Annotated in this window: 17 protein-coding genes; 11 read left to right on the forward strand and 6 right to left on the reverse strand. The window is 61.2% G+C overall.

Features of this window, described 5'->3' with window-relative positions:
* Positions 1-21: 21 nt before the first annotated feature.
* Positions 22-969 (reverse strand): carbohydrate kinase family protein, encoded by a 948-nt coding sequence (locus ACSQ2Z_RS10465; protein WP_436081141.1) that lies wholly within the window; start codon positions 967-969, stop codon positions 22-24.
* A gap of 236 nt (positions 970-1205) precedes the next feature.
* On the opposite strand from ACSQ2Z_RS10465, the gene recA reads away from it, so the two are divergent.
* The 3 genes from recA to ACSQ2Z_RS10480 all read left to right on the forward strand — a co-directional run bounded on the left by recA (position 1206) and on the right by ACSQ2Z_RS10480 (position 6181).
* A complete protein-coding gene (gene recA, locus ACSQ2Z_RS10470) occupies positions 1206-2297 on the forward strand; it encodes a recombinase RecA (protein ID WP_436081142.1) in 1092 nt (363 codons plus the stop codon).
* 227 nt (positions 2298-2524) lie between these two features.
* Positions 2525-5188 (forward strand): alanine--tRNA ligase, encoded by a 2664-nt coding sequence (alaS, locus tag ACSQ2Z_RS10475; RefSeq protein ID WP_436081143.1) that lies wholly within the window; start codon positions 2525-2527, stop codon positions 5186-5188.
* A 162-nt stretch (positions 5189-5350) separates the two neighbouring features.
* Positions 5351-6181, forward strand: coding sequence for an AraC family transcriptional regulator (locus ACSQ2Z_RS10480; protein ID WP_436081144.1), 831 nt, complete (start codon positions 5351-5353; stop codon positions 6179-6181).
* Between the two features lie 85 nt (positions 6182-6266).
* Here the strand turns inward: ACSQ2Z_RS10480 and ACSQ2Z_RS10485 are convergent, their stop codons facing one another.
* The 5 genes from ACSQ2Z_RS10485 to ACSQ2Z_RS10505 all read right to left on the reverse strand — a co-directional run bounded on the left by ACSQ2Z_RS10485 (position 6267) and on the right by ACSQ2Z_RS10505 (position 11002).
* Positions 6267-7061, reverse strand: a complete 795-nt coding sequence (locus ACSQ2Z_RS10485; protein ID WP_436081145.1) for an HAD-IIB family hydrolase — start codon at positions 7059-7061, stop codon at positions 6267-6269.
* On the reverse strand, positions 7031-8374 hold the full coding sequence (locus ACSQ2Z_RS10490) for a glycosyltransferase family 4 protein (protein WP_436081146.1): 1344 nt from the start codon (positions 8372-8374) through the stop codon (positions 7031-7033). The genes ACSQ2Z_RS10485 and ACSQ2Z_RS10490 overlap by 31 nt, the downstream gene beginning before the upstream one ends.
* 149 nt (positions 8375-8523) lie before the next feature.
* Entirely contained in the window at positions 8524-9738 is a 1215-nt protein-coding gene (locus ACSQ2Z_RS10495) for an NADP-dependent isocitrate dehydrogenase (protein WP_436081147.1), read from the reverse strand.
* Positions 9739-9861: 123 nt separating this feature from the next.
* Positions 9862-10254, reverse strand: coding sequence for a ribbon-helix-helix domain-containing protein (locus ACSQ2Z_RS10500; protein WP_436081148.1), 393 nt, complete (start codon positions 10252-10254; stop codon positions 9862-9864).
* 139 nt (positions 10255-10393) lie between these two features.
* A complete protein-coding gene (locus tag ACSQ2Z_RS10505) occupies positions 10394-11002 on the reverse strand; it encodes a DJ-1/PfpI family protein (RefSeq protein ID WP_436081149.1) in 609 nt (202 codons plus the stop codon).
* 199 nt (positions 11003-11201) lie between these two features.
* On the opposite strand from ACSQ2Z_RS10505, the gene ACSQ2Z_RS10510 reads away from it, so the two are divergent.
* The 8 genes from ACSQ2Z_RS10510 (at position 11202) to ACSQ2Z_RS10545 (ending at position 17592) form a co-directional block, all read left to right on the forward strand.
* Positions 11202-11534: a hypothetical protein gene (locus ACSQ2Z_RS10510; protein ID WP_436081150.1), complete on the forward strand. Its 333-nt coding sequence runs from the start codon at positions 11202-11204 to the stop codon at positions 11532-11534.
* Positions 11531-11722 carry a hypothetical protein gene (locus tag ACSQ2Z_RS10515; RefSeq protein WP_436081151.1) on the forward strand — a complete coding sequence of 64 codons (192 nt, stop codon included), beginning with the start codon at positions 11531-11533 and terminating at the stop codon, positions 11720-11722. The genes ACSQ2Z_RS10510 and ACSQ2Z_RS10515 overlap by 4 nt, the downstream gene beginning before the upstream one ends.
* An 86-nt stretch (positions 11723-11808) precedes the next feature.
* Positions 11809-12315, forward strand: coding sequence for a hypothetical protein (locus ACSQ2Z_RS10520; RefSeq protein ID WP_436081152.1), 507 nt, complete (start codon positions 11809-11811; stop codon positions 12313-12315).
* Positions 12316-12398: 83 nt separating this feature from the next.
* Positions 12399-13232: an RNA methyltransferase gene (locus ACSQ2Z_RS10525; RefSeq protein WP_436081153.1), complete on the forward strand. Its 834-nt coding sequence runs from the start codon at positions 12399-12401 to the stop codon at positions 13230-13232.
* On the forward strand, positions 13213-14016 hold the full coding sequence (gene murI, locus ACSQ2Z_RS10530) for a glutamate racemase (RefSeq protein WP_436081154.1): 804 nt from the start codon (positions 13213-13215) through the stop codon (positions 14014-14016). The genes ACSQ2Z_RS10525 and murI overlap by 20 nt, the downstream gene beginning before the upstream one ends.
* A gap of 126 nt (positions 14017-14142) precedes the next feature.
* Positions 14143-15657 (forward strand): helicase HerA domain-containing protein, encoded by a 1515-nt coding sequence (locus ACSQ2Z_RS10535; RefSeq protein ID WP_436081155.1) that lies wholly within the window; start codon positions 14143-14145, stop codon positions 15655-15657.
* A gap of 288 nt (positions 15658-15945) precedes the next feature.
* Positions 15946-16563: a 30S ribosomal protein S4 gene (rpsD, locus tag ACSQ2Z_RS10540; RefSeq protein ID WP_436081156.1), complete on the forward strand. Its 618-nt coding sequence runs from the start codon at positions 15946-15948 to the stop codon at positions 16561-16563.
* A gap of 84 nt (positions 16564-16647) precedes the next feature.
* Positions 16648-17592 (forward strand): glutaminase, encoded by a 945-nt coding sequence (locus tag ACSQ2Z_RS10545; protein ID WP_436081157.1) that lies wholly within the window; start codon positions 16648-16650, stop codon positions 17590-17592.
* Positions 17593-17701: the final 109 nt, after the last annotated feature.

The raw sequence follows: 17701 nt of genomic DNA on the forward strand, positions 1-17701 counted from the left end.
TTGTGGCTTTTTAAGGCGCGTTCATGACAGGATTTCGGCCGGCGGCACAAGCCGAATTGCTTCTCTCAGCATCTCGCGCGACATTTTTTCCGACACGGCGAGCGGCGAGCGGACGGTGATGCCGGCAGCCGCGACACCGGAACGCAGGCAGCTATCCAGCGGTTCGCCGCCGAGGTATGCCGCAAGGAAACCGGCCGCCAGCGCATCGCCGGCGCCTGTCACATCGCCGAGCGCATCGAGGGCAGGTGGGGTGACGGTCACGGCCTCTCCCAGCCGGAAAGCGATCGCCGGCTTGCCGCCAAGGGTGATGACGCCGCCGGAAAGGCCGATGGCCCGGAGCAGGGCAGGCCACTCTGATGCCTCAGTCACGTCACGGCCCGTGAGCGCACGCGCCTCGGCTTCGTTCATGAACAGGAAGCTGATGCCGGCAAGACTGTTTGCAAGACGCACGACCTTGGCGGGTGAAATGGCGATGGCGGCGAGCGGCTTTGTTTCCTGTGCGGCCCGCTCAATGAGGCTCGCGAGGGTTTCTTCCGGCAGATTGGCATCGGTGACGATAAGGTCGCTGGAAGAAATGGCCTCCCGCATGGCACGTTGCTGCAGCCGCCGCGGGGAGAACAGCCGGTAGAGATCCATGTCGGCAAGCGCGATCACCAGGTTGCCGTCGTTTTCGAGGATGGCCGTGTAGCTCGGTGTCTTGCGGTCGAGGAAGATGAACGGGCTGTCGATGACGCCGGCAGCGGCTGCAGCCTGGGCAACCGTCTCGCCGGCGGCATCGCCGCCGCGCGGGCTGATCATCCGGACCTTAAGCCCCAGTCGCGCCAGATTGCGTGCCGCGTTGAAGCCGCCGCCTCCGGCCTCTTCGAACCAGGTGCCCGGATTGCTCGCGCCCGCAACAGTCGCGCCGGAGATACGCCCCCGACGGTCAATATGGGCGCCGCCGAAGATGGAAACTTTACTGCCCGTCATGCGTTTTCCCGTGTGTCCCTGTGATCCGATTCGTTGTGCCGGTCTCTTGACCGCATTTTGTCTTCCACTTTTCTGCTGCCGCCCAAAAAATCTGGAACAAGAAAGGAACATCGTGCTCTTTATTAAATATATTCAAATATATAGCCGCCTATTGCAAAACGAGAACAAAAAGTGTACATAGCTTTCATCGGCAGCTTCATTGCCTCAGCGGCTTCCATAACCTAAAGGTGGATCAAATGGCACAAAACTCTTTGCGGCTCGTAGAGGACAAATCGGTGGATAAAAGCAAGGCACTTGAAGCGGCACTCTCCCAGATCGAACGGTCGTTCGGCAAGGGATCGATCATGAAGCTCGGTGGAAAGGACAGCATCGTCGAGATCGAAACCGTTTCGACGGGCTCCTTGAGTCTCGATATCGCACTCGGCATTGGCGGGCTGCCCAAGGGGCGCATTGTCGAAATCTACGGGCCGGAAAGCTCGGGCAAGACCACGCTCGCACTGCAGACCATTGCCGAGGCACAGAAGAAGGGCGGCATCTGCGCCTTCGTCGATGCCGAACATGCGCTCGATCCAGTCTACGCCCGCAAGCTCGGCGTCGATCTGGAAAACCTTTTGATCTCCCAGCCGGATACTGGCGAACAGGCGCTCGAGATCACCGACACGCTGGTGCGCTCCGGTGCGATCGACGTTCTCGTCATCGATTCCGTGGCGGCGCTGACGCCGCGGGCTGAAATCGAAGGCGAGATGGGCGACAGTCTTCCCGGTCTTCAGGCGCGTCTGATGAGCCAGGCGCTGCGCAAGCTGACCGCATCGATCTCCAAGTCGAACTGCATGGTAATCTTCATCAACCAGATCCGCATGAAGATCGGCGTCATGTTCGGTTCGCCGGAAACGACGACGGGCGGCAACGCGCTGAAATTCTACGCCTCGGTCCGTCTCGACATCCGCCGCATCGGCTCGGTGAAGGAACGCGAAGAGGTCGTCGGCAACCAGACCCGTGTCAAGGTTGTCAAGAACAAGATGGCGCCGCCCTTCAAGCAGGTCGAGTTCGACATCATGTATGGCGAAGGTGTTTCCAAGACCGGCGAACTGGTTGACCTTGGCGTCAAGGCCGGCATCGTCGAAAAGTCGGGCGCCTGGTTTTCCTATAACAGCCAGCGTCTCGGCCAGGGCCGCGAGAACGCCAAGTCCTTCCTGCGCGACAACCCGGATACGGCGCGCGAGATTGAGCTCGCGCTCCGCCAGAATGCCGGTTTGATCGCTGAAAAATTCCTTGAAAACGGCGGGCCGGAAGCCGGAGACGATGGTGACGATGCTGCTCTGGCATAAGATCGCCTGATTTTGCCGGATGACGTCGCCGGCCGCTCCTTGACAGGGCGGCCGGTTTTCTTTTGCCGTCTGGACAGGGGTTTGCGCGGACGATAAAAGCCTGTGTTCCAAATGGGCGGGAGCAGGATTGTCGGCAACTATCGGCGATCCGCGATTTTCAAGAGTTTTCCGGTTCGCGGTTCGGCCATGTCGGCTGCGGACGTCTGATGCAGAGGTAAGGGCGCACTATGAACGGCGTGAATGAAATCCGGTCGACGTTCCTCGACTACTTCAAGAAGAACGGCCATGAGGTCGTGCCGTCGAGCCCGCTGGTGCCGCGCAACGACCCGACCCTGATGTTCACCAATGCCGGCATGGTGCAGTTCAAGAACGTCTTCACCGGCCTCGAGCAGCGGCCCTATTCGACGGCTGCGACGGCGCAGAAATGCGTGCGCGCCGGCGGCAAGCATAACGACCTCGACAATGTCGGCTATACCGCGCGCCACCACACCTTCTTCGAAATGCTTGGCAACTTCTCGTTCGGCGATTATTTCAAGGAGCGGGCGATCGAGCTTGCCTGGAACCTGATCACCAAGGATTTCGGCATCGACGCCAAGCGCCTGCTGGTCACCGTCTATCATACCGACGACGAGGCTTTCGGCCTCTGGAAGAAGATCGCCGGGTTCAGCGATGACCGGATCATCCGCATTCCAACCAGCGACAATTTCTGGGCGATGGGAGATACCGGTCCCTGCGGCCCGTGCTCGGAAATCTTCTACGATCACGGCGATCATATCTGGGGCGGCCCTCCGGGCTCGAAGGATGAGGATGGCGATCGGTTCATCGAGATCTGGAACCTCGTCTTCATGCAGTATGAGCAGGTGACGAAGGAGGAACGCGTCAATCTTCCGCGTCCGTCGATCGACACTGGCATGGGGCTCGAGCGCGTTGCGGCCCTGATGCAGGGCAAGCATGACAATTACGACATCGATCTGTTCCGCACGCTGATCGAGGCGTCCGAAGAGGCGACCGGCGTCAAGGCTGAAGGCGACCGCCGCGCCAGTCACCGCGTTATCGCCGACCATCTGCGTTCTACCGCCTTCCTGATCGCCGATGGCGTTCTGCCGTCCAACGAAGGCCGCGGCTACGTGCTTCGCCGCATCATGCGCCGCGCCATGCGCCATGCACAGCTGCTCGGCGCCAAGGAACCCTTGATGTGGAAGCTCCTGCCGGCGCTGGTCAGCCAGATGAGCCGGGCCTATCCGGAGCTGATGCGCGCCGAAGCGCTGATTTCCGAAACCCTGAAACTCGAGGAAACCCGGTTCCGCAAGACGCTGGAGCGCGGTCTCGGCCTTCTCGCCGATGCGACGGCCGACCTGTCGGAAGGCGACCGGCTGAACGGCGAAACCGCCTTCAAGCTCTATGACACCTATGGCTTCCCTCTCGACCTGACGCAGGACGCGTTGCGCGCTCGCGGCATCGGCGTCGACACGGATGCGTTTTCCGCTGCCATGGAACGGCAGAAAGCGGAAGCCCGCGCCTCCTGGTCCGGCTCCGGCGACAAGGCAACGGAGACCATCTGGTACGAGCTCAAGGAGAGGCTCGGGGCAACCGACTTCCTCGGCTACGATACCGAGACCGCCGAAGGCGTCGTTCAGGCAATCGTGCGCGACGGCAAGGCGATCGAGGTGGCCTCCAAGGGCGAGACGGTCCAGCTCGTGCTCAACCAGACGCCGTTCTACGGCGAATCGGGCGGCCAGATGGGCGATACCGGCGTGATCTCTACCGACGGCGCAAAGCTTTCGGTTACCGACACGCAGAAGCGTGGTGAAGGCCTTTTCGTGCATTCCTGCGTCGTGGAGGAGGGTACGGTCAAGGTCGGCGACGCCGCTGCGCTCAGCGTCGATCACGCCCGCCGCTCGCGGTTGCGCGCCAACCATTCGGCGACCCATCTTCTCCACGAGGCGCTGCGCGAAGTGCTCGGCACGCATGTGGCGCAGAAGGGCTCGCTGGTCGCGCCCGAGCGCTTGCGCTTCGACGTTTCGCATCCGAAGCCGATGACGGCCGACGAGCTGAAGGTGGTCGAGGAGATGGCGAACGAGATCATCGTGCAGAACTCGCCGGTCACCACGCGTCTGATGAGTGTCGATGATGCGATCGCCGAGGGAGCGATGGCACTGTTCGGCGAAAAATACGGCGATGAGGTCCGTGTCGTGTCGATGGGGCAGGGTATTCATGGTTCCAAGGCCAACCGGCCCTATTCGGTCGAACTCTGCGGCGGCACCCATGTCGGCGCCACCGGCGAAATCGGCCTGGTGCGGATCGTCGGTGAAAGCGCCGTCGGCGCCGGCGTCCGCCGCCTGGAGGCGCTGACCGGTGCGTCCGCGCTTGCCTATCTCAACGAGCAGGACGAGCGGGTGAAGTCGCTTGCCACCACGCTGAAGGTGCAGCCCGCCGACGTTTTGACCCGGGTCGAAACGCTGATGGACGAGCGCCGCAAGCTGGAGCGTGAGCTGAATGAAGCAAAGAAGAAGCTGGCGCTCGGCGGCGGTGACGCCAATGGTTCTGCCGATCAGGTGCAGGAGATCGCCGGCGTCAAATTCCTCGGCAAGATAGTGACTGGAGTCGAGCCGAAAGACCTGAAGAGCCTGGCCGATGATGGCAAGAAGAGCCTCGGCTCCGGCATCGTCACATTTGTCGGCGTTTCCGCGGATGGCAAGGCGAGCGCCGTGGTTGCCGTCACCGACGATCTGACCGGCCGCTTCAGCGCTGTCGATCTGGTCCGTGTCGCCTCCGCTGCGCTCGGCGGCAAGGGCGGCGGCGGCCGCGCCGACATGGCGCAGGCTGGCGGCCCGGACGGCGCAAAGGCAAAGGATGCCATCGAGGCCGTTGGCGCCGCACTGGCCGCGTAGCCTGCTTCAGGTTGATGGCGATGACGAGAACCGGGCTGGGAGGTCCGGTTTTTCTTTGGCCGGTTGCTTTTCCGGTGCTCAAGTCACGCGGCGCCAACTTCGCAGGATTTGTCAAATGCCGATATGCTTCTGTCTCGCTGTTCGGCTTGCATGAGGATCGACATGAGGGAGAGCATCTGGACGGTTTACGAGCAGCGTCTGCATCGCGTATCGGCCTATATCCATGGTCACCTGGACGAGGAGCTCGATCTCGATCGGCTCTCCGAAATCGCCTGCCTGTCGCCGCATCGCTGGCACCGGATCTACCGGGCGGTGCACGGCGAAACGCTGGCGGTGACGGTCAAGCGGCTGCGGCTTCATCGGGCCGCAGGCGATCTTGTGCGCACCAACCTTCCTGTCGAGGAAATTGCAAGACGAACGGGCTATCCCAATCTCCAATCCTTCAACCGGATTTTCAAATCGGTGTTCAGCATGCCGCCGGGAAGCCACACGGTCTTTCAATCGATATCGCAAAAAGGACTTGGCGAAATGTACGATGTGACAATGAAAACCCTGGCGCCGTGCAAGCTGGTCGGCGTCAGCCATGAGGGCTCCTATATGGGGATCGGCCGCGCCTTCGAAACGCTTGGCGGCACGCTGCAGGCGCGTCATCTCTACCGGCCGGAGATGAAGATGATCGGCGTCTATCTCGATGATCCGGAACTGGTGCCGGAAGAAAGGCTGCGCTCCTTTGCCTGCATGACGGAAGGTGAGCATGTGCCGGCCGAGGCGCCGCTGGTTCACCGCCACCTCGACGGCGGCGAGTATGCGGTGCTGCGCCACAAGGGGCCTTATGCCGACATGCACATGGCCTATCAATGGCTTTATGGCGAATGGCTGCCGCAATCGGGCCGCGAAGTCCGCGATACGGTGATGTTCGAGGAATATATCAACAATCCGCGCGACGCGGCTCCAACCGAACTGCTCACCGATATCCATCTGCCGCTGAAATAACAGTAGGATCGCAGCACCGGTGCGAGCGCCGGGTGCTGCGAATGTCGTTAACTGGCTACGATATTTCCTTGCTCGCCAAAAATATTCACGTGCGCGTACCGGATGAAGACACGCTGAAGACGCCCCAGTTCACCAGTCCCTCCAATACACCATCCGCCGTTGAGCCATTGGCACGATAGATGTCCGGCCTGTGGTCCGCGATTGCCCGCAATTCCGGAAGGGCATTGCCGACGACAATGCCGCGAACGCCCGGCAGGTCGAACATGCTGCGATCATTGTTCGTGTCGCCGGCAACGACGACATCATCATGAGAAAGACCAAGTTGACGGCAGAGCCAGGAGAGCGCCGCTCCCTTGTCGACGCCCGCCGGCAGGATGTCGAGGTCGCGGTTGCTGGAATAGACCAGCCGGGCTTCTATCCCAGCCGCTGCCAGCCTTGCCTCGATGCTTGTCAACGTCGCCGTGTCGGCATCGCGCAGGTACCAGCTTGATTTATGGGCATGCTGATATGCATCCGGCTGGACGACGACATCTGCAACGTCGGCGAGTGCTGCGGCAATCAGCGCCCGGTCGAAACCGGCACCGATGGAGCGGGTGTAGAGCTGCGCGTGGGATGGGTCACTCTCATTGCGCAGCATGGTTCCGACGCCGCCGATATAGACGTCCGGCGGTGGAAGGGCCGTTGTCGCGATGAACGCTCTTTGATCCTCGATCAGCCGGCCGCTGTTGACGACAAGGAGCGGCCGGTTTTCCGGTTGAAGACTCTGCCATGCCTGGCAAAACCGCGTCTCCGCTGCCCGGTCGCCGGCCAGCGTGCCGTCGATATCGCTGCAGAGCAGCCGCACGCGCCTCAATCCCCGTCCGTCCATGGCTCGGCCCATTCGTTGTCGTCCACAGCCTGCGGCATCGGTCGCCCCTCGACGACACCGATCAGTTGCTGGGCGATCCCGGTCCAGGTGAAGAGGCTGCGCGCCTTGTGGGCGCCCATGCGCGACAGGCGGCCATAGAGTCGTTCGTGTTTCAGCGGTTTCATCATGGTGATGCCGAGATCGTATTTATCGAAGGGATCGGCAAACAGCGCATGGCGACCATAGGTGACCGCTCGAAACAGCCCGCCATGAATGGTGATGATCGTCGGCGTGCCACTGGCCATGGCTTCGATCGCCGTCATGCCGAAGGGCTCGTAGCGGCTCGACAGCACGAAGAGATCGGCGGCGCGGTAGAAGTCCGGCAGATCCTCCTCGGTGACAAAACCGGAAAACACGACCTTGTCCTCCAGGCCCAGTGTAGTCACTTTCTCTTTCAGTTCGGCGAGAAGGTCTGCATCGTGCTCGTCCAGGTTTTCGCCGCCGACGGCCAGATGAAGCCGCGCCTCCGGTTCACGCTCGGCAAGCACGGAAAAGCCGTCGATCAGGAGGTCGTAGCCCTTGTTGGTGGCGAGCCGACCCATCGCCATGACCACCTTTCCTTCGAAGCCGAAACGCTGGCGCGCCATTTCGCGGGTCGCCTTGGAAACGGGGAAGAAGCGATTATCGTCGTAGCCCGGTGGGATCATGTGTACCCGGTCACGGGGCAGGTTGTAGTCGTTGACCAGAACCTCCACCTGGATCGGCGTCGTGGCGATCACCATGCTGCAGGAACGGTAGATAATCAGTTCATGCTTGATGCGTTCGGAGAAGTTGAATTCCTTGTCGAACGTATCCGCCTTGTCGGGATAGTCGGTCTCCATCTGGCGTTTCTTCCAGAGGCCGAGCGAATGGGGCGTGTGGATATGGGTGACCCCGAGCGCTTCCGACATGCGCTGGCCGGCAATGCCGGCGTCCCAGTAGTGGCTGTTGATCAGCGTATAGGTGAAATTGTTCCTGCGGATGAAGCGGACGGCATTTTCACACCATTCCATCAGGTGCCTGTAGAGATATTCCTTCGGAATGAACTCTCTTCCGCCGCAGGGGATGCGGATCACGCGCACGCGCTCATCAACCTCATCGAATTCCGGCTGGTCTTCGAAGCGCCGCGTGTAGATGTCGACCTCATGGCCGAGCAGCGCCAGTTTTCGGGCGAGTTCAATGACGTAGACGACCTGGCCGCCGGTATCGGCGGCACCAAGCGGCGGTTCGGCGGCAACGTATCCGTGGGTTGATACGAGGGCGATACGGGGAAGATGCGAATGGGGTTTTTCAGTAGAAACAGTCATTTATCAGCTGTCCACGATCTTTTCTTGGGAGGTGAGGCGTGCGCAGCACGCAGAAGGGTTCACATCGCGAACGATCGGAAGCGGAAAAAGTTCCAATAAAAAACCCGGCACGGGGCCGGGTTTCCTAAGGTCGCTCTTGGTGGCCGAGATCAGGCGGCCATCGCCTTGCGCAGGTTCTCGTCGATCTTGTCAAGGAATCCTGTGGTCGAGAGCCAGGGCTGGTCGGGGCCGATCAGCAGCGCGAGGTCCTTGGTCATGAAACCGGCTTCGACGGTGTCGACGCAGACCTTTTCCAGGGTGTCGGCGAACCGGCCCAGTTCGGCGTTGTTGTCGAGCTTGGCGCGGTGGGCGAGGCCACGGGTCCAGGCGAAGATCGATGCGATCGAGTTGGTCGAGGTTTCCTCGCCCTTCTCGTGCTGGCGGTAGTGGCGGGTGACGGTACCGTGGGCGGCTTCGGCTTCGACCGTGTTGCCGTCGGGTGTCATGAGAACGGAGGTCATCAGGCCGAGCGAGCCGAAGCCCTGTGCGACGATGTCGGACTGGACGTCGCCATCATAGTTCTTGCATGCCCAGACGTAACCGCCGGACCACTTCAGCGCCGAAGCGACCATGTCGTCGATCAGGCGGTGTTCGTACCAGATATTCAGTTCCTTGAACTTTGTCGCGAATTCCTCGTCGAATACCTTCTGGAAGATATCCTTGAAGCGGCCGTCATAAACCTTGAGGATGGTGTTCTTGGTCGAAAGGTAGACCGGAACCTTGCGCTGGATACCGTAGTTCAGCGAGGCGCGGGCGAATTCGGTGATCGATTCGTCAAGGTTGTACATGCCCATGGCAACGCCGGCAGAGGGAGCGTCATAGACCTCGTGTTCGATTTCCTTGCCGTCGTCGCCGACGAACTTCATGTAGAGCTTGCCCTTGCCGGGGAACTTGAAGTCGGTGGCGCGGTACTGATCGCCGAAGGCGTGACGGCCGACGATGATCGGCTTGGTCCAGCCCGGAACGAGGCGCGGCACGTTCTTGCAGATGATCGGCTCGCGGAAGATCACTCCGCCGAGGATATTGCGGATCGTGCCGTTCGGCGACTTCCACATCTTCTTCAGCTTGAATTCCTCGACGCGGGCCTCATCCGGGGTAATGGTCGCGCACTTGACGCCGACGCCATGCTTCTTGATGGCGTTCGCCGCGTCGATCGTCACCTGGTCGTCGGTAGCGTCGCGGTTTTCCATGCCGAGGTCGTAATATTCCAGATCGATATCCAGATAGGGATGGATCAGCTTATCCTTGATGAACTGCCAGATGATGCGGGTCATCTCATCGCCGTCGAGCTCGACGACCGGATTGGCGACCTTGATCTTTGTCATGATGCAAACCTCTGCATGGGGTTGGAATGGAAACGGGATTGGCCCCTATAGCATCCAGTTCACCACAGGCAAAGGCATGGCGGCGTGAATTCGTTGGCGTTTCGTGCGGGGCGGAAACGCGGCTTAATGTCCCCGTGCCGCCCTTGGAAAATAGCGGTTGGGAGACTTTGGATAACCGCGTTTCTCCCGCGCCAGGATAGCGGGCGCGTCAAGCGAGGCGATCGGGGCGTCGCGGCCGGCCGGCACAAGTCCATCGAGTTGCAGTGCAAGGTAACGGCCGCAGCAGACCCGGAGGAACGACGTGAAGTTTTCGGGCGGATGTCCTTCCTCGAGCGATTCCCTATAGAGCCGACCGATCAGGCGGCCGACCGACATGCCGTCGCGTTCGCCAATGTCTTCGAGGACGGACCAGAAGAAACTTTCAAGCCGGATGCTGGTCGCCACGCCGTCAATCCGCACCGAGCGGGTCACACTCTGCCACAGCGCCGGATCGGCGCCGATGAATAGCCTGCACATCTATTCCTCCCAGGATTCCGGCTTTCCATCAACCACGATGTTGTCCGAAAACGCTTTCGTCTGTTTCGAACAACATCGTGGCCGGAGTGTCCGCCCTTTGGTGCAGCCTGACAAGAGGCTTCGGGGCTGTCGGGGGCTGTCAGGCCGCCGAGCGCGTCAGGGAAGGACTATGACGGATCTCCGTGCCGAGAACCTTGAGGAACTGGCCGATCCAGGCGGGATGGGCGGGCCAGGCAGGCGCGCTCACCAGATTGCCATCGGTGACGGCCTGATCGACCGGGATTTCGGCGTAGCGGCCGCCAGCGAGCTCGACGTCGAAACGGCATGCCGGATAGGCTGAACAGGTTCGCCCTTTCAGCACGCCCGCTGCGGCAAGAAGCTGTGCGCCATGGCAGATGGCTGCAACCGGCTTTCCCGCATCGAAGAAATGCCGGACCATGGCGATCACGGCCGCGTCGAGCCGCAGATATTCCGGTGCCCGGCCGCCGGGGATGACGAGAGCATCGTAGGTATTGGCCTCGGTGTCCGCGAAAGTCGCATTCAGCGTGAAATTATGGCCGCGCTTTTCCGAATAGGTCTGGTTTCCCTCGAAATCGTGGATGGCTGTCGCGATCTGCTCGCCGGCCGCCTTGCCGGGGCATATGGCGTCGACGGTGTGGCCGACGGCGAGAAGCGCCTGGAACGGCACCATGGTCTCGTAGTCTTCGGCAAAGTCGCCGCAGATCATCAGAATTTTCTTGCCGCTCATCTCATCCTCCATCGTGTTGCGTGCGGGAAAACAATGCCATGGCCGCTTTGCGGCCGGGTATTAGCCGGTTACTACATCGGCAGGCGCGATGGGCCGCCGCGAGTGCGCAAGACTGGCCTCGCATGCCGCCGTGAAAATGGCTAAGACCGTGACCATCCGGCGCCGGCCGCCGGTCGGTGATATGAATCGGGAGATAATAATGAAACGTTTCGTGCTGGTGCTTCTCGCCTCGTGCGCCGTCTCGACGGCTGAGGCGGCCGATCCAGCGGCGCCCGTCAACGAGATCATGCAGGAAGCGGTCAAGGGCTGGGCGGAAGATGCGCGGCCGGGCGAGGACTATTTCTCCGAGGCGCGCCTTCAGCGCATCTACAGCCAGGATTTTACCAAGGTCTATCGCGAAGCGGCAAAGTTTCCGGCCTATGACGAAGGTGACTCGCCCTTCGAGTATGACGTCATTGTCAGCGGGCAGGACGCACGATCAAGGATCTCTCTGTTGCCACCGGAGCGCCGGCCGATGGCAAAAGCGACGTGAAGGTCACTTTCGACAACACGCATTGCCTTGGCGAACGTACCGCCGACTGGAAGCCGAATGAGCTGCATTTCATGGTCATCGAGGAAAACGGCCGTGCCGTCATCGACGATATCGTAAGGACGGGCGATGCCGGTTCCCTCAAGACGGAATTAGAGAGCATTGCGAGCCAGGGTGCGGGAGCGCAGTAGTCGGGATTGTTGCTGCCTATCGCCGAGTCGCGCTAAGTGCCTATTGTTGCGGTGAGGCGAAAGCGGGGCACTGGATGAGGATGAGGATGGCATGCATCGCATTGGCCATGCTGGCGGTGTGGACGCCAGCTTTTGCCGATGGGCGCGAGGAACTGGTGCGCAGCTATGTGGACCGGATCGTCGTCAATTCGCTGCATGAGCCGGATCGCCATGATCCCTATTTCACCGAAATCCAATTGCTCAACGACTTCAGCGGCGATTTCGTCAATGCTTACGCGAAGGCGCTGACGGCATCGCGCAAGCGGGGCGATGCGACCTTGTTCGAGACCGATCCAATGACGGGCGATGCGAACAGATGTCCCATCGGCAAGACCGGGATCGTGGACCGAACCCGCAGCGACACGCGCAACATGCTCGACGTGACAATGGATCTGCCGTCCTGCAATAGTGCCGCCGCGCGTTCGATCCGCCTGATGTTCTTGCTCGAAAAGGACGGATCGGGGCCGTACCGGATCGACGACGTGCTGCGCTTCGTCGAGGAGGGAAAGTGGTTTTCGCTGAAGGCGTGGCTGGAGCGGCGGGCGCGGCCCTGATGCGGCCCCCTGTTCATCATCCTTTTTGATTTTCTCGCCGCATTGTGCCAGTGAGGCGCCCTAATCTGTGGGAAGGCGATGGAATGGCAGGAACGAACAGCGAGCGGGAATTACTGACGGAAGGCCCGGCGATCATTCTGGTGCATCCGCAGCTTGGCGAGAATATCGGCATGGTGGCGCGCGCCATGGCCAATTTCGGCCTTGCGGAACTGCGCCTCGTCAATCCGCGCGACGGCTGGCCGAGCGAGAAGGCGAAGTCGGCGGCGAGCCGGGCGGATCACGTCATCGACAATGCCAAGCTCTATGCTTCGACGGAAGAGGCAATCGCCGATCTCAATTTCGTCTATGCGACAACAGCACGGGATCGCTATGGCTACAAGCCGGTCCGGTCTCCGCTTGTCGCCGCCGAAACACTCAGGCAGAAATTCTCAGCGGGGCAGGCGACCGGTATCCTTTTCGGCCGCGAGCGCACAGGGCTCACCAACGAGGAAATCGCGCTCGCCGACGAGATCGTTACCTTTCCCGTCAACCCCGCTTTCGCTTCGCTCAATCTGGCACAAGCGGTTCTGCTCATGTCTTACGAGTGGCTGAAGACGAGCATGGTCTCACCGGAGGAAACGTCGTTTCAGGCGCTCTCGCAGAAACCGGCGACGAAGGAACATCTGCAGGGCCTGTTCGATCACGTCGAGGAAGCGCTCGATGCGCGCGGATATTTTCGCCCGGTCGCCAAAAAGCCGAAATTGGTGGAAAATCTGCGCGCTGTCCTGACCCGCCCGGCCTTTACCGAATCTGAAATTCGTCTTGTGCGAGGCATCATTTCTTCGCTAGATCGCTTCACCCGCGAGGCGCCGCGCGGCGCCGGAGCACCGGAAAACTCGCGCGCGAAAAAGGCAGACGATGCCGGCGACGACCTCTGAACTGAAACCCATCCTCGTCTTCGATAGCGGCATCGGCGGGCTGACCGTGCTGCGTGAGGCGCGTGTCCTGATGCCGGAGCGACATTTCATCTATGTCGCCGACGATGCGGGCTTTCCCTATGGCGGCTGGGAGGAGGCAGTGCTGAAGGGACATGTCATCGAACTGTTCGGCCATTTGCTGGCCGAGCATGATCCGGAAATCTGCGTCATCGCCTGCAACACCGCCTTCACGCTCGTGGGGGCGGATCTACGCGCTGCCTTTCCGGACATGCGTTTCGTCGGCACCGTGCCGGCAATCAAACCGGCGGCGGAACGCACCCGCTCGGGGCTGGTCTCGGTGCTGGCGACACCGGGCACGGTCAAGCGTGCCTATACGCGCGATCTCATTCAATCCTTCGCCTCGCAATGCCATGTCCGCCTCGTCGGGTCAGAGAGCCTGGCGCGGATGGCGGAAGCCTACATCCGCGGCGAGGTGACCGATGATGCGGCGGTTCTTGCCGAGATCGAACAGTGTTTTGTCGAACAGGACGGCCGCAAGACCGATATCGTCGTGCTCGCCTGCACGCATTATCCCTTCATGGCCAATGTCTTCCGCCGCCTCGCGCCATGGCCGGTCGATTGGCTCGATCCGGCAGAGGCGATCGCGCGGCAAGCTCGCCGGCTGGTGCCGCTGCCGGATGGCTTCGAGCCGCTGAACGGCGTCGACCCGGCAATCTTCACATCCGGCAGACCGGATTTCACGACGCGTCGGTTGATGCAGGGGTTTGGCCTTACCATACGGTAAACGAAGTCCCTCATAAACTGTGGGTTTCGGCGCAGTCGGGGCGCGCAGCGGCGGAAACGATGCTAATGCTCACTACTTGCGGGTTCGTGGCGGCGCATCCGGCATGGCAGTTTCAACGAGGTGGATATGAAAGTCGGCATCGACATGGGGACGGCGTCCGATGGCGCATCCGTTCCGCTCGATATCGAGGAACTTCTGGCGACGCGCCTTTTGGTGCAGGGCAATTCAGGCTCCGGGAAATCACATCTCCTGCGCCGGCTTCTCGAACAGTCGGCGCCCTGGGTGCAGCAATGCATCATCGATCCCGAAGGTGATTTCGTCACGCTTGCCGACAAGTTCGGTCATGTCGTGATCGAGGGCGAGCGGACGGAATCTGAACTGATCGGCATCGCGACCCGCATCCGCCAGCATCGCGTTTCCTGCGTCCTCTCGCTCGAGGGCCTCGATATCGAGCAGCAGATGCGCAATGCCGGCATCTTCCTCAATGCAATGTTTGATGCCGACCGCGACTACTGGTATCCGGTCCTGGTGGTCGTCGACGAGGCACAGATGTTTGCGCCCTCGGTTGCCGGCGATGTATCGGAGGAGGCGCGGAAAATCTCGCTCGGCGCTATGACCAACCTGATGTGCCGCGGCCGCAAGCGCGGGCTTGCCGGCGTTATCGCGACCCAGCGGCTGGCAAAGCTTGCCAAGAACGTCGCGGCCGAAGCCTCCAACTTCCTGATGGGCCGAACCTTTCTCGACATCGACATGGCGCGCGCCGCTGACCTGCTTGGCATGGATCGGCGCACCGCCGAAATGTTCCGCGATCTGAAGCGCGGTTCCTTCGTGGCGCTCGGTCCGGCCCTGTCGCGCCGCCCGCTGCCGGTGACGATTGGCAATGTCGAGACCTCGGCGCGGTCCACCAGTCCGAAGTTGACGCCATTGCCGGAAGCGGTCGCCGACATCGAAGACCTGATCTTCACCCCGGACCCGGAGGAACTGATCCGGCCGATCATTCGCCGCCCGAGCGCCCAGCCGCGGCCCGCCACGGATATTCTGGCCGAGCTGTCACGCCCAAGGCCGGAGCCTGCCGCTGCCGTCGAACCCCGCGCACCAGCGCCTGAAATGCCGGCTGCCGAGCGCGAGGCGCTCCTGGAAGGCCTGCTGGCGGAAATCCTCGAAAACCCCGAAGCCGCCTTCCGCGCCGATGCCGAACTATTCCAGGATTTCCTGGTCCGTTGCCGCATCCGCCGTGTCCCCGGCGCGCCGCTGTCGCTTGCCGCTTTCCGCCGCAAGATGGCGGTCGCACGTTCAGGCGTCGATGCTGATACGGCCGCGAGCGAGATCTGGGCATCTGCGCTGGAACTGTCGCGGCAGGTGACCGAAGACCTGCAGGGCGTCTTCCTGCTCGTCGCGCAATCTGCCGTCCGCGGTCTGCCTTGTCCGTCTGATGCGATGATCGCGCGCGCCTACGGCACCCATTCCGCCCGCCGCGCGCGGCGCCTGCTCGGCTATTTCGAGGAGCAGGGGCTGATCGTCGTCCACAGCGATCTCTCCGGCAAAAGGATCGTTGCGTTCCCCGATCTGCAGGTGGAGACGGCGCCAGGGGCGGCGGATGCCGTTTATGATGACGCAGGAAGCCGTAGCGCTGCGGAATAGGGTGGATATGAGGGATTATTTCCGTCGGTCGTTGACAAATTTGTGAAACTTACCTAAAGACCCGCCCAACGCCGGGCCGAAATGCCCGGTGTTACTTTTAGTGGCGCATATGCCTTTCTTGTCCGCAAGGACGGAAAGAAATATGCGTGAACCGACATGTCCCGTGGCTTCTCCGTCAGCGTGATCGCGAGAAACCTGTCAGAGCTTCTAAAACGAGGTTCAGAGGAGGGCGTGTTTCCTTGATCCGGTTTGGCAACAGACCGGTGTAACAATTTGAAGGGAAATGCGATGAGCAAGCGCGAATCGTCCAAGTACAAAATTGACCGCCGTATGGGCGAAAACATCTGGGGTCGTCCGAAGTCGCCGGTCAACCGCCGCGAATACGGCCCGGGCCAGCACGGCCAGCGCCGCAAGTCCAAGCTTTCCGACTTCGGCGTACAGCTGCGCGCCAAGCAGAAGCTCAAGGGCTACTATGGCGACATCCGCGAGAAGCAGTTCCGCGCTATCTACGACGAAGCCAACCGCCGCAAGGGCGACACCTCGGAAAACCTGATCGGCCTGCTCGAATCGCGCCTCGATGCGATCGTCTACCGCGCCAAGTTCGTTCCGACGGTCTTTGCTGCCCGTCAGTTCGTCAACCACGGTCACGTCAAGGTCAACGGCGTTCGCGTCAACATCGGTTCGTTCCGCTGCAAGGCCGGCGACGTCATCGAAGTCCGTGAAAAGTCGAAGCAGCTCGTTACGGTTCTCGAAGCCGTTTCGCTCGCTGAGCGCGACGTTCCGGACTACATTGAAGCCGACCACCACAAGATGGTTGCCACCTATGCTCGCGTTCCGGGCCTGACCGACGTTCCGTACCCGGTCGTCATGGAACCGAACCTCGTCGTCGAATTCTATTCGCGATAATTTCTTCTGGCCTCGGCCTTGTGATACGGAAAAGCCACTCAGAGATGGGTGGCTTTTTTGTTGCACTGATGTGGAGAATGACTGATGCCCGGCACCGAACCGTTGGACCTGCAGTCGATTGTCGATGATATCCATCGTGAGCTGATACCAAGGCTCGGCGAGGGGAAGGTTGCCGACTATATCCCGCAACTCGCCCACGTCGATCCCAAGCGCTTCGGTATGGCCGTCGTGACCGTCGACGGTCATGTCTACAAGGCCGGTGATGCCGAGGTTCCCTTCTCGATCCAGAGTATCTCCAAGGTTTTTATGCTGACGCTGGCGCTCGGCAAACATGGCGAGAGCATCTGGAATCGCGTCGGCCGTGAGCCGTCCGGTTCCGCCTTCAACTCCATCGTGCAGCTTGAACATGAGCACGGGATTCCGCGCAATCCCTTCATCAATGCCGGCGCAATCGCCATTACCGACCTTGTTCTGGCAGGCCACACACCGCGCGAAGCGATCGGCGAAGTCGTCCGCTTCGTCCGCTACCTTGCCGACGAGGAAGACATTGTCATCGACCACGAGGTCGCGCGATCGGAGGCCGCGACTGGTTATCGCAACGCCGCGCTCGCCAATTTCATGCGCGCCTTCGGCAAGCTCGACCATCCGGTCGAACACGTGCTCGGCGTCTATTTCCATCAATGCGCCCTGGCGATGAGCTGCGTCCAGCTGGCAAAGGCGGGCCTGTTCCTTGCCGCCTCCGGCAGCAATCCGCTGACCCAGCATTCCGTCGTTTCGCGCCAGAGGGCGAGGCGCATCAACGCACTGATGCTGACCTGCGGGCACTACGACGGCTCGGGCGATTTCGCCTATCGTGTCGGTCTGCCCGGCAAGAGCGGCGTCGGCGGCGGTATTCTGGTCGCGGCGCCCGGCAAGGCCTCCATCGCCGTCTGGTCGCCCGGCCTCAACAACAACGGCAACTCGCTGCTTGGTTCGCTTGCGCTTGAAATGCTGGCAAGCCGCACCGGATGGTCCGTATTCGGCGGCTGAGCAGGCGTTACGGAAGTTTCATATCGATCCGCGTGCATTTCCCTTGATCTTGCCGGCTTACCCGGGCAAGTGCAGTTCACAACGCACGCGCCACAGCGCGTTTTCCAAT

Origin of the sequence: Pararhizobium sp. LjRoot235 (assembly GCF_964254145.1) — a bacterium.
Classification (GTDB): domain Bacteria; phylum Pseudomonadota; class Alphaproteobacteria; order Rhizobiales; family Rhizobiaceae; genus Pararhizobium.